Here is a 12,290-nt window from a genome sequence, read left to right as displayed (position 1 = left end):
CTATTCTCCTACTTTCGAACCTGAAGCAATTGAAGCGCCTGCACCGCGTAAGAAATCGTACACGCTCATACGCTTTTTGCCCTCTGGTTGGATTTCTTTCAAGATAATACTTCCTGCTCCACAAGCAATGATGAGACCATCCTCGGTTCGGCCGATGATGGTTCCCGGTGTAGCCAGTTGGCCAGCTAGCTCCACTACTTCGGCCCACCAAACTTTCCACACTTTGCCTTCAAAAGTAGTAAAGGCAACCGGCCATGAGTTCATGCCACGCACCTGATTATATATTTCCCGCGCTGATTTATTCCAATCTAGTCGCTCATTCTCACGTTTAATATTAGGCGCAAAGGTAGCTTCCTCGTGGTTTTGAGGCTCTGGTGTGATCTCGCCCTTCAATAGTTTAGGCAACGTTTCGATCAATAAGTCTGCTCCGGCTGTCGCTAACTTTTCAAACATGCTAGCCGCCGTATCGCGTTCTTCAATCGGTACAATCACCTTCGAGATCATATCACCTGCATCCAGCGCTTGTACCATATACATAATGGTAACTCCTGTCTCTTTCTCGCCATTAATAATGCTGGCGTGAATGGGAGCGCCGCCACGATATTTTGGCAACAAGGAGGCATGTATATTAATGCATCCATGTTTAGGAGCTTCCAATAAAGAGACAGGTAAAATTTGACCATAAGCTGCTGTTACAATCAAGTCGGGACGAGTAGCATCCAACACACTTTGAACGGCTTCGCTCTCCCTAATTTTTTCCGGCTGATAAACAGGCAACCCGTGACGAAGTGCCAGCTCTTTCACCGGAGGAGGGGTCAGCACGCGTTTGCGGCCGACCGGACGATCTGGTTGTGTCACAACACCTACAACCTGATAACCATTCGTGATCAGGGCTTCCAAGCTTTGTGTAGCAAAATCAGGGGTTCCCATAAAAAGAATACGAGTATCTTTCAAGACTCTAAACCCCTTCCTTGCCCTCTGTTGCAGGATATACTTTTTCAGCGATATCGATGAATAAAACACCGTTCAAATGATCCAGTTCATGCTGAATGCAACGAGCTTCTAAGTCGTCTACTTCTAGCTCATAGAAATTACCGTCACGGTCTTGTGCACGCATTTTGACCACCATATGACGACGAACATCACCATGTAGACCTGGAATACTTAGGCACCCTTCTGGATAATTGTCAAATTGCTCGCCACTAAACTCAATGATTTCAGGGTTGATCGCTTCTACATAGAAATCGCCGCAATCCATCACGAATACGCGTTTCGAAATACCTACCTGCGGAGCCGCAATCCCTACCCCGTTTGCTGCATACATTGTATCTTTCATATCATCAAGCAATTTGTGCAGGTTACTGTTAAATTTGGTTACCTGTATTGCTTTTTCTCTTAAAATAGGATCAGGATGGTTTACGATGTTGCGAATTGCCATAAAAAAGGCCTCCTTTATCTATATCCAGCATAAATTGCATTTGATCTGATTAGAGTAGCATCTGTGGGTCGACATCTATCGTGGACAACACTTTGTTTTGTTTCATCCAATCATCAAAATGTAGCGTAGTTTGCGCCAACAGATCAAATATTTTCGGTTCATCACGATATTTTAACATGATCTGAAACCTAAATCTATCTTTGATCCGGGCAATCGGTGAGGCCACAGGCCCCAGAACTACGGTTGTCTGCGCCAGCCGCGGCCGTAAATAGGCAGCATACTGTTCCGCAGCCCGAATCACCATAGGAACATCCTCATGGGAAAATGTGATCAATACTAGCCGATAGAATGGGGGATAACCCTTCTTCTTACGGTGAACCATCTCATCTTGATAAAAGGCTTCATAATCGTGACGAGTTGCATGCTGGATGCTGTAATGCTCAGGTGTATAGGTTTGTACGACTACATCACCAGAAAGCTCATGCCGACCGGCTCGCCCCCCTACCTGTGTTAGAAGCTGAAACGTTTTTTCTGCCGCCCGAAAATCCGGCAGATGTAAGGATGTATCGGCAGCAATTACTCCTACGAGCGTTACACGTGGAAAATCAAGACCCTTCGCTATCATTTGTGTGCCTAATAAAATATCACCCTGACCAGTCCGAAATTTGGTCAATAGCGCCTCGTGCGCTCCTTTTTTGGAGGTAGTATCCACATCCATTCGAATAACGCGAACACCAGGAAATAATTTAGCCAATTCTTCCTCGACCTTCTGTGTCCCTGTGCCAAAAAAACGAATGTGATCACTTTGACATTCAGGACAATGCCTTGGCTGGGAAATGGTATAACCACAATAATGACAGCGGGCCGTATGATTTGTTCGATGATAAGTAAGTGAGATATCGCAATGCGGGCAGGCCAATGTATAGCCACAGGACCGGCACATGACAAAAGTAGAGAAGCCTCTACGATTCAAAAAAATGACAATCTGCTCCTGTTTTTGAAGCCGATCCGCAATCATTTGATGTAGACTCCTGCTAAACATGGATCGATTTTGCTCGCGCATCTCTTCCCGCATATCCACCACATGCACTTTAGGAAGCGGTCTGTTCCCTACCCGGGACTTCATTGATAACAAATCATAACGTCCACGCGTTGCCAACGCATAGGTTTCCAAAGCGGGTGTGGCACTACCCATGATAAATACACCTTTATTCATCTGTGCTCGCCATAACGCCACATCCCTAGCATGATATCTTGGGGTCTCCTCCTGTTTATAAGAACCCTCGTGCTCCTCATCCATGATAATCAGGCCCAGATTACGAAACGGAGCAAAGATAGCCGAACGGGCCCCGACTACCACCTGTACCTGTTGCCGTAAAATCTTGCGCCACTCATCATAACGCTCACCTTGTGACAACGCACTATGTAATACAGCTACATTATCACCAAAACGCCCCTTAATCCTCTCTACCATTTGAGGTGTCAGGGAAATTTCAGGCACTAAAAAGATGGCTTCTCGGCCCTTTGCCAACGTATGTTCGATTGCTTCCATATACACTTCCGTCTTACCGCTACCCGTGACTCCATGTAGCAGGAAGGAATGATATTCTTCTTGCTCAACGGAACGCAAAATGGCCGCTAAATTATGTTGTTGCTCCCGTGTCAATATATGCTTTGGCGGAGGTGAAAAAGTACGATTGGCGTAAGGATCTCTCCCTACTTCTTTCTGCTCTATCGCTATCCAGCCTTTTTGTTGCATCGTTGTAAGTGTGGAACGAGTAATAGATAGCTTTTCGATCACATCCTTGACCGGGTATGACGCCTGCTTTCCTTGTTCCTTCTGCTGATTCAACAAAAATTCAAGTACATGTCGCATACGATAGGAACGCTTTGGGATGTTCTCCATAAGCTCCCATGCTCGTACCTCATCTATTACAAGCTGTACATGTGCTAGCTTTTTATGGGTAAGCCGATTTTTCACCTGATATTCACTAACAATTAATCCGTTTTTAATCCATTTGGGTATTTGTTTACTATCGGCAGGGAATTGCTTGTCTGCTTCTGTTTGCAGCAGGCTTCCTTGATGTAGTAAATAGCGCAACATAGGATGTTTTTCTGCCAGTTCTTCATCGACTTCATCTGCAAGCATGTACCATTTTTCTGTTTTACCTTTTAAAACAGCAGGCAACATCGCTGCAATGGACATAGTAAGTGGGCATAAATAACGATGGCTCATCCATTCCGCCAATTGAATTAATTCAAGGGAGAGTGGAGGAACATCGTCTAGTACCTTTTCAATTTCTTTTATTTTGATCATGCCAGGGCCATCAGGGTCATGATCGGCCTCTTGTCCTTGTATCAATCCGATGACATACCCTTGAACCTTACGAGGTCCAAACGGTACAACAACACGACTTCCTACCGCTACCAACGGCTGTAACCACAGGGGAACAGCATAGTCATACGGTCGATTGGTCCGAGTTGCTGGGACATCTACAATGACTTTTGCTCTGATTTGATGATTATTCATGCGGCATCACGCCTCTTGAACCGCTACTTGCAGATTCTGCTTAATTACATCTATAAGACGCTCTGCTACGTCCCGTTTACTCATTTTGTCGAGACGAATCGGTGCTTGATCCTGTTGATAGATGGTTACAATATTCGTATCAACACCCATACCTGCACCTTCCTGCAACACATCATTTGCTACAATCATGTCCAAATTTTTACGGCGCATTTTATCTAGTGCGTGCTTCTCAACCTCCTGTGTTTCCGCTGCAAAGCCGACTAATATCTGATGGGTTTTCTGTTCCCCTAACGTCCGAAGAATATCCGGGGCTTTTACTAACGAAAGCGAAAAGTCCTCACTCTGTGTTTTCTTGACCTTATGCGCATACACTTGTTCTGGGCGATAATCAGATACAGCGGCTGACTTAATCACAACATCGGCCTGTGGATAAACCTGTAGGACTGCATCCAACATCTCTTGGACAGACTCGACTGGGACAAAAGTAACTCCAGCAGGGATGGAAAGCGCTGTAGGTCCGCTAATTAACGTCACATCCGCTCCACGATCACGTGCTGCTTCTGCAATCGCATAGCCCATCTTTCCGCTCGAATAATTTGAAATATAACGTACTGGATCAATTTTTTCACGGGTAGGCCCTGCTGTCACAACGATTTTTTTACCTTGCAGGTCCTGTTGAGGTGCTGAATGTAATGATTTCGTAGTAGTCTCTTTCTGTTCAAAAAAGCGAATAGCCGCTTCTACAATTTCTTCAGGCTCGGCTAGGCGTCCTCTGCCAACCCATCCACAAGCCAGCATGCCCTCATTCGGCTCTACCATCGTCACTCCATAGGTGAGTAAACGCTGCATGTTGGCTTGTACAGCAGGATGATTGTACATATTGACATTCATAGCCGGTGCTACCATGACAGGAGCAGTCGTAGCTAATAACATGGTAGATAACATATCGTCAGCTATTCCGTTTGCATATTTCCCGATAATATTAGCTGTGGCAGGGGCGAGTATGACCAAGTCAGCTCGATCTGCTACATCTATATGAGAGATTACTCCTGGAACAGGTTCTTTGAACGTGTCTGTATAAACAGGTCGATGCGATAATGCTTCAAACGTAATCGGTTGTACAAACTTACAAGCATTAGCCGTCAACACGACGCTTACCTTGGCTCCTGCCTGTGTTAATTTACTTGTTAAGGCTGCTGCTTTATAGGCGGCAATTCCACCGGACACACCCAGAACAATCTCTTTATCTTGTAAGATACTCATGGTACAGCTCCTTTCACGCCAACCTACGCAAAAAAACAACCTTCAAAAAGTGGTTGAGCGTTTGCATTCATTGCAGTTATCATATAAATTTTATTGTTATATTGGCTTTCTCTGCTTTCGAGTATATATTTTTTATAGCCTTTTGTAACCTCTTTTGCCTATTTTGGTCTCAAATTTGCCCCATTTGGTACAATCCCTTCTCCACCATCATGGAGCCATTTCTTTCCCTATCATTAACCTGCTCCTCCAAGATTAATCACAAAAAGCCCCTGCATGGCAGCAAGGGCTTTTCATTTGTTTATCTATATTATTTAGTACCATCATTCACATAAATTGTAAAAATGTCACCGTTACCATTAACCCCTATTTGTATCGCATCTTGCTTATCTGGAAGAGAGAATTGAATCATACTTCCTTTTTGATTATCGTAATTCTTACCGCTGTAGGTCCAGTCCATAATCTCTTGGATTTTATACGCTTGCGCTTTCTCTTTGTAAAAGCTTTGGAGAAATTGAGTCGCTTTTTGCTTAGCGATATCTGGAGCAGGGATTTTATTGGATAACGTCGGATAATTTAACAATTTCAATTGGCCATTCTTTTTAATAGCAATGGTAGCAACGTTAAGTGAACCCCAGCCTTGATCTTGTGCATGTTTTAGAGTCACGTTAAAAGTTTGGTTATGATATTCATACGTAACATTCTTAAGTGGAAATTTTTCAAAATGAGACAAAGTAGCTATTACTTTATCATAGGTAACCTGGGCAGGTTGAGAAAGGATATCATCCTGCATTTCACGTGTATTCAAGTCTGCACCGTACCACTTATCAAAGGTTGTTGGTTTCGTTTCAATCCGATATGCACCGATACCTCCATCGTCCGCAAAGGTAATAGACGCGTACGTAGCCATTTTCCCATTACCCTCGATAGGGGATTTCACATTAACAATAGGTGGAAGCGTTTTATCCGGAGCATCCCGATCAGGTTCGCGCCAAATTGAAATGATCTGATAGTTTTTCGCTTTCGCTCCGTACAAATTCTGCAGCAATGTAGTTGCTTTCTCTTTTGCTTGCTCATCTGTAATAGCCTTTTTGTGTCCAGCAGATGTTTTATATCGATAATCTCCTTCCCTATCCACTCCATCAGGTTCCATAAGCCTGAATCTATAAAGTTGATTCGTTTCCTTATTGATTTCTATCGAGAGAGAAGGCGTGCCCGGACCATTTTTACTCAGCGTCACCGTTATCAAGTCACTCCACTCATAATTTTGCAGGTTCACCTTGTAATAGTCCTTTACCTTTGGAAACATAAGTGCTATTTTTTCCTGCCATTGACTTGCGATCTTGGTGTACTTGTCCATCTCCACCTTCTGTGTGGCGACATTTCCCTTTGCATCAACAGCCTCTAGCGGCATCGCTGATAACAGACTAATTATTGCTGCCGTGGCTGTAAGCCTATGAAAAGTATTCATTTTGTATCCTCCTGATTTCTGTTGCGAATTTTTGTATCTTACATTAGTCACAGAAAAAGTAAAAAGGTTACAGAGATTGCTTCTAAAAATAATAGTAAAATAGTCCGTAATTTATAAAGTTTGAAATTTACGTATAAATTACATTTATTGGATTATATTTAAATTAACCCAAAGTTCATTTCCCAAGGAGTGATTAGGTATGTCGTGGAGAAAATCTACACAATTTGGCGGCGACGGCGGTAGTCCCTTTAGTGATGATCTTACTAACGTAAAAAGATTAGCAGGCTTCTATATCCGTCACGCCAGTAGAATCGATGCTATTCAGGCGATTTATGAGTATTCGGACGGGAGAAGAACTCCACAAGGCTTCCATGGAGGATATGGAGGCTCTCATAACATTGTTTTCTTTGAAAATGATGAGTATATCATCCAAGTTACCGGGCGTACTGATAGACGGGTAGATCAACTTACCTTTACGACAAATAAGCGTACGTATGGTCCTTACGGCGGGGATGGGGGCAATCCCTTTGAGATTGACGCCGCACATATAAGCGGCTTCTTCGGAAGATCTGCTAGTGAACTTGATGCGATAGGCTTTTTTATACCTACAGTCTAAACATACATTTTTAAACGTTATCATTCACTTGATAACGTTTTTTTCATACCCCCCACCTTTTGATGGTTACAAGTCGTAAAAAAGAAATAAGCTCCCTTTATGTAACGAACATAAAGAGAGCTTGTCGGTCTAAAACTAGCCTGTACCTATTTTTCTTCGGATTATTTTACTGCTGGAGTTTCGTACGGTAATTTGTCTGAGATGATTTCCTCTAACGATTGCCCAACAAATTTTTTCGAGAAAGGTTTTTCTACCTGCATATCATTGTCTTCACGAAGCTGACGTGCACGCTTGGAAGCGAGTGTCACCAATGTGTATTTACTACCTACTTTGTCTACAAGTTTATCAATTGATGGATATAACATGAATTATACCTCCTTAAGCCATTTCAAAAATTTATGAACCTGACGATCTTTTTTCAAATGCTCGGCTGTTACAATGGATTTGATCTTTTCACATGCCTGTGAGATTTCATCATTAACCACAACATAATCATAATGATCCATCATCTCAATCTCATTACGTGCCATCGCCATCCGATTCTTAATGGATTCTTCCGTTTCCGTACCACGTCCAACAATGCGGTTTTGTAACTCTTCCAGATCAGGAGGTGCTAAGAATAGGAAAATGCCTTGCGGGAATTTTTCTTTTACCTGCATGGCTCCTTGCACTTCAATTTCTAGGATGACATCTCGTCCAGTAGCGAGTGTATCTTCTACAAAACGTCTAGGCGTTCCATAGTAGTTACCAACATACTCTGCCCATTCGAGAAGCTCATCTTCTTTCATCATACGCTTAAACTCTTCTTTTTCTTTAAAGAAATAGTTTACCCCATCCACTTCGTTCACACGCGGTTGTCTGGTTGTCGCAGATACAGAGTAGATAAGGTGCGGCATGTATTCTCGAAGTGCTTTACAAACCGTCCCTTTACCCACTCCAGATGGCCCCGACAAAACTAACAGAAGGCCGTGGTCCTTATCCATAATCTTTGTTTCAACTCCTACCTTATTCATCAGACTCGTCATCTTTATTGGTTAGACGTTGGGCAACCGTTTCTGGCTGTACCGCTGATAAAATGACATGATCACTATCTGTGATAATTACAGCACGCGTTCTACGTCCGTACGTAGCATCAACAAGCATGTTGCGATCCCTTGCTTCTTGGATAATTCGTTTAATTGGTGCGGATTCAGGACTTACAATCGAAATAATGCGACTTGCATTCACGATATTTCCAAACCCGATATTTATCAACTTAATCCCCATAGAGATTGGCACCCTTCCTCACTCAACGTTCTGCACTTGTTCTCTCATTTTTTCCAGTTCGGTCTTCACTTCAACTGCCAAGCGCTGAATCTGTAAATGATTCGCTTTTGACGCGATTGTATTAGCCTCTCTGTTCATTTCCTGCAATAGAAAGTCCAATTTGCGTCCAATAATCTCCGAGCTATGTATCTGCTCCAGAAATTGCTCACAATGACTTAACAAACGCGTAATTTCTTCGGAGATATCAGCCTTTTCAGCAAACAATGCCACCTCTTGAAAGATTTTAGATTCATCTAGCATATGATCTTCCATAATTTCATCAAGGCGATTTTTCAAGCGATTGCGATACTGCTCTCTTACTTCAGGAGCAATATCCTGCAAAGTGTGGGTCGTTGACTTAATGTATTCGAGGCGTCGGATCAGATCAAGCTGCAAGAGATTCCCCTCAGTACTCTTCATAACATAGAGCTCTGCTAAAGCAGCATCTGTAGCCTCATCTAATAGTTGTTCTACCTCTTCGTCAGAAAGCTCAGGTACACTGGCTTCAATTAATACGCCAGGCATACGCATCAGATCTTTCACATGAAGGGTCTCAGGCAAACCAAAGCGCTCCACTAGCTGATTGGCCGCCGTAACATAAAATTGCGCTGTATTCCAATCAACCTGAACCTCGGAAGACTCGTCCCGAACGGCTTCTAGCGAGACGGTGACATCCACTCGCCCACGGCGCACTTTCGTTGCAATCCGCTTTTTCACTCGTTCCTCATACATAGTCCAGATTTTTGGCAACCGAACAATAATCTCACAAAAGCGATGATTAACCGCGCGCATTTCCACCGTTAAACGCATAGATCCACGTTCTATTTCTTTTCGGCCGTAGCCTGTCATAGAAATCATCTGGTTCCACCCACAGACATAAAATCGTTAATTTATTATAGGAGAGAATACAGTCTAGTGTCAACTTGACTCCCCGTTACAAAATTCCTGTTCCTACTTGGGTTGAGCTTCCCTGTATGCTACACTGAGGAAATAGCTACTGCTAGGTAGAGGAAGCAAGAGGTGAAGAATGTGGCTTTTGACGGATTAGTAACTAGAGCGGTCGTTCATGAGCTATCCATGCTCGTAGGAGCCCGTATTACACGTATACATCAACCGCATCCAAGCGATATTGTTATGCAGGTGCGCTCAAACCAAGGTACGTTAAAATTATTAATTTCAGCAAATCCAACCTATCCCCGCATTCATTTGACAACAGAGGAATTTATGAATCCAAAGGAAGCTCCGATGTTTTGTATGTTATTGCGGAAGCATTGCGAAAATGGGGTAATTGAGGCCATCACGCAGGATGGAATGGAACGTGTTATTTACATTGATCTAAAGTCTCGTGATGAGCTAGGAGATACAACCAGAAAACGAATTGTGATTGAGATCATGGGCCGTCATAGCAATATTATTTTGCTAGATGTAAAAACTGACATGATTCTGGATGGCATTCATCATGTTTCTCATGGCGTCAGCCAGTATCGTCAGGTATTGCCAGGTCGAGCTTATATAGCTCCTCCTGCCCAAAATAAGCTGAATCCATTAACTGCCAGTGAGCAGGATTTTGTGATGGCTCTCCAATGGAACGAAGGAAAGCTGGAAAAACAGCTTGTCGAGCGTTTCAGCGGCCTTAGTCCCTTGATAGCTAGAGAGCTTGTTTCTCGAGCAGCACTGCCTACACGTGATGCAATTTGGCATGAGTTCTCCAGCTTTATGGAACAAATGAATCTTCACCGCTATGAGCCTGTGATTGAGACAACCAACGACAAAGCTGCTTTCTCCATAACCTCTCTCTCACATCTGGGTGTCAGAGAAAGCGAGACCTTCACGTCAATCAGCGAATGCTTACAACGATTTTATGAGCATAAAGCCATGCGAGACGTGGTTAAGCAAAAGGTGCAGGATTTATTGCGATTGGTAACGAATGAAAAGCACAAAAACGAGAAAAAAATCGAAAAGCTACACCATTCTATCGAGGATGCCCACGAGGCCGAACGTTATCGCCTCTACGGCGAGCTGATACTTTCTCATATGCATCAGGTCAAAAAAGGAGATACTGAGCTTACTGCAACCAACTGGTATAGTGAAAATGCGGAGACAATTGTCATACCGCTAGATTCGTTAAAAACACCGTCGGAAAACATGCAAGCTTACTATAAAAAATATAACAAAGCAAAAGCAAGTCTAGCATTTATCGCAGAGCAAATTAGCTTGGCTGAACAGGAAGTCATCTATCTGGATGGCATTCTCGTACAATTGGCTCACGCTAGCTTAGCAGAAGCTGAAGAGATTCGGGAAGAGTTAGTGGAGCAAGGTTATCTGCGCAATCGAAACAAACGCGGTTCTAAAAAGAAAAAAGATTCTGCGCCTGAGCTTGATACTTACTATTCCTCAGATGGTGTCACGCTGTTAGTCGGAAAAAATAATAAACAAAATGAATATTTGACTAATAAATTAGCGGCCAGCTTTGAGACATGGTTGCATACCAAAGACATCCCTGGTTCCCATGTGGTCATTAGATCACGCACAGTAAGCGATCAAACCTTATTTGAAGCAGCCATGCTTGCTGCCTATTTCAGCAAAGCTCAACAAGGCAGCAAAGTGCCAGTCGATTACACCTTAATTCGACATGTAAAAAAACCAAGTGGTGCTAAACCTGGCTATGTAACCTATGACCAGCAAAAAACGCTATTTGTTACTCCAGATGCTACCTTAGTCGCTGCGTTAAAAAACAATTCGGCAGCAGAACAAAAATAACGCTAGATCCACGTAATCACCTTTGTTCATACATAGACTGCATATCTATACCGCTTCCGTTTCATACTACATATATGAGATAAGCGGTAGATTATTGTAGTGAACGAGGGTGAAAATGTGGAAGTAATTGGAATTGTCCAAACAGACCTGAATGAATTCAGCATTCTATTCGAACCGGATAAAAAGAAGAAGCGAGATCAACAGGGAAAGCAAAATGGAGACGAACAGAATCATCAGGATCAGGATCATCATCACGATGACGACAGTAATTTTCTCAGTTTTCTTGGCGGGGATATTTTACAGGAAACTGGCAATTCAAGAGATAAATCACAGCAACAACAGGAGCCACAAGAGATGGTTGTCCGAATCAAAGGAATTCCTGAGGGGCAAAAGGCGACATTTTTGCAGATGTATCAGATCGTAACAGATGCTCAGAAACAAGCAGATTTGGAGCAGCAGCTCACAATCGTAAGTATTGAAAATCCAAATGGTCAGCAAAACCAGCAAGGAAATCAACATCAGCAGCAACAACAGGATAAATCAAAAAAGGGCTCGTTCAAAGATCAAAAGAACAACCAAAAGGACAAAAACAAACAGCAATATCAATGAAAATAACACTTACTTATACAAAAAAACCTGAAGCGATTGCTTCAGGTTTTTTGTTTCTTATGTATAACGCCCCGCTCTGCCGTCTTGCTATACATGTTTCTTTTAACCTGAAAGACCAGGTGGGTGACTCAGCCGCCCGTCTGCCTTCCCATCGTCCCATAAAGGAGGTGGGCTTGACATTAGGTAACAGCGTTCTATCTCCCTAGAAACACTTAAGGTTAAAAACATATTAGCTCAACGCACATCGCAGGAATATGCTACACATCATATGTATTTGAAATCCTATCACAAATACCGATTG

Annotated in this window: 12 protein-coding genes and 1 other RNA gene; 3 read left to right on the top strand and 10 right to left on the bottom strand. The window is 43.0% G+C overall.

Annotated elements, in window-relative coordinates:
• From fmt to AYJ08_RS16845, 5 genes are all read right to left on the bottom strand, one after another.
• Positions 1 to 954 (bottom strand): methionyl-tRNA formyltransferase, encoded by a 954-nt coding sequence (fmt, locus tag AYJ08_RS16865; protein WP_064018691.1) that lies wholly within the window; start codon positions 952 to 954, stop codon positions 1 to 3.
• 4 nt (positions 955 to 958) lie between these two features.
• A complete protein-coding gene (def, locus tag AYJ08_RS16860) occupies positions 959 to 1,438 on the bottom strand; it encodes a peptide deformylase (protein ID WP_031413549.1) in 480 nt (159 codons plus the stop codon).
• A gap of 49 nt (positions 1,439 to 1,487) precedes the next feature.
• Positions 1,488 to 3,968, bottom strand: a complete 2,481-nt coding sequence (gene priA, locus AYJ08_RS16855; protein ID WP_082891001.1) for a primosomal protein N' — start codon at positions 3,966 to 3,968, stop codon at positions 1,488 to 1,490.
• Between the two features lie 6 nt (positions 3,969 to 3,974).
• A complete protein-coding gene (coaBC, locus tag AYJ08_RS16850) occupies positions 3,975 to 5,231 on the bottom strand; it encodes a bifunctional phosphopantothenoylcysteine decarboxylase/phosphopantothenate--cysteine ligase CoaBC (RefSeq protein WP_064018690.1) in 1,257 nt (418 codons plus the stop codon).
• 307 nt (positions 5,232 to 5,538) lie between these two features.
• On the bottom strand, positions 5,539 to 6,699 hold the full coding sequence (locus tag AYJ08_RS16845; RefSeq protein ID WP_064018689.1) for a hypothetical protein: 1,161 nt from the start codon (positions 6,697 to 6,699) through the stop codon (positions 5,539 to 5,541).
• A gap of 199 nt (positions 6,700 to 6,898) precedes the next feature.
• Between AYJ08_RS16845 and AYJ08_RS16840 the strand changes: the two genes are divergently transcribed.
• Entirely contained in the window at positions 6,899 to 7,315 is a 417-nt protein-coding gene (locus AYJ08_RS16840; protein WP_064018688.1) for a jacalin-like lectin, read from the top strand.
• Between the two features lie 161 nt (positions 7,316 to 7,476).
• Here AYJ08_RS16840 and rpoZ read toward each other — a convergent pair whose 3' ends face one another.
• From rpoZ to AYJ08_RS16820, 4 genes are read right to left on the bottom strand one after another with little or no spacing between them, the layout of a single operon-like run.
• Complete coding sequence (gene rpoZ / locus AYJ08_RS16835) at positions 7,477 to 7,680, bottom strand: DNA-directed RNA polymerase subunit omega (RefSeq protein WP_031413545.1); 204 nt, start codon at positions 7,678 to 7,680, stop codon at positions 7,477 to 7,479.
• Positions 7,681 to 7,683: 3 nt separating this feature from the next.
• Positions 7,684 to 8,328: a guanylate kinase gene (gmk, locus tag AYJ08_RS16830; RefSeq protein ID WP_231929136.1), complete on the bottom strand. Its 645-nt coding sequence runs from the start codon at positions 8,326 to 8,328 to the stop codon at positions 7,684 to 7,686.
• Positions 8,321 to 8,581, bottom strand: a complete 261-nt coding sequence (remA, locus tag AYJ08_RS16825; RefSeq protein ID WP_003336768.1) for an extracellular matrix/biofilm regulator RemA — start codon at positions 8,579 to 8,581, stop codon at positions 8,321 to 8,323. The genes gmk and remA overlap by 8 nt, the downstream gene beginning before the upstream one ends.
• An 18-nt stretch (positions 8,582 to 8,599) precedes the next feature.
• Entirely contained in the window at positions 8,600 to 9,478 is an 879-nt protein-coding gene (locus AYJ08_RS16820) for a YicC/YloC family endoribonuclease (protein ID WP_064018687.1), read from the bottom strand.
• 171 nt (positions 9,479 to 9,649) lie between these two features.
• Between AYJ08_RS16820 and AYJ08_RS16815 the strand changes: the two genes are divergently transcribed.
• Both AYJ08_RS16815 and AYJ08_RS16810 read left to right on the top strand, forming a co-directional pair.
• Complete coding sequence (locus tag AYJ08_RS16815; protein WP_064018686.1) at positions 9,650 to 11,380, top strand: Rqc2 family fibronectin-binding protein; 1,731 nt, start codon at positions 9,650 to 9,652, stop codon at positions 11,378 to 11,380.
• 117 nt (positions 11,381 to 11,497) lie between these two features.
• Positions 11,498 to 11,989 carry a hypothetical protein gene (locus AYJ08_RS16810; protein WP_064018685.1) on the top strand — a complete coding sequence of 164 codons (492 nt, stop codon included), beginning with the start codon at positions 11,498 to 11,500 and terminating at the stop codon, positions 11,987 to 11,989.
• Between the two features lie 64 nt (positions 11,990 to 12,053).
• On the opposite strand, the gene ssrS is transcribed toward AYJ08_RS16810, so the two are convergent.
• Positions 12,054 to 12,245, bottom strand: a non-coding RNA gene (ssrS, locus tag AYJ08_RS16805) — 6S RNA.
• Positions 12,246 to 12,290: the final 45 nt, after the last annotated feature.

The organism is Brevibacillus sp. SKDU10, from assembly GCF_001645205.1.
GTDB classification, from domain to species: Bacteria; Bacillota; Bacilli; order Brevibacillales; family Brevibacillaceae; genus Brevibacillus_B; species Brevibacillus_B halotolerans.
Note: the sequence above shows the minus strand (reverse complement) of the source record. Positions and strands in the feature narration are given on the sequence as shown.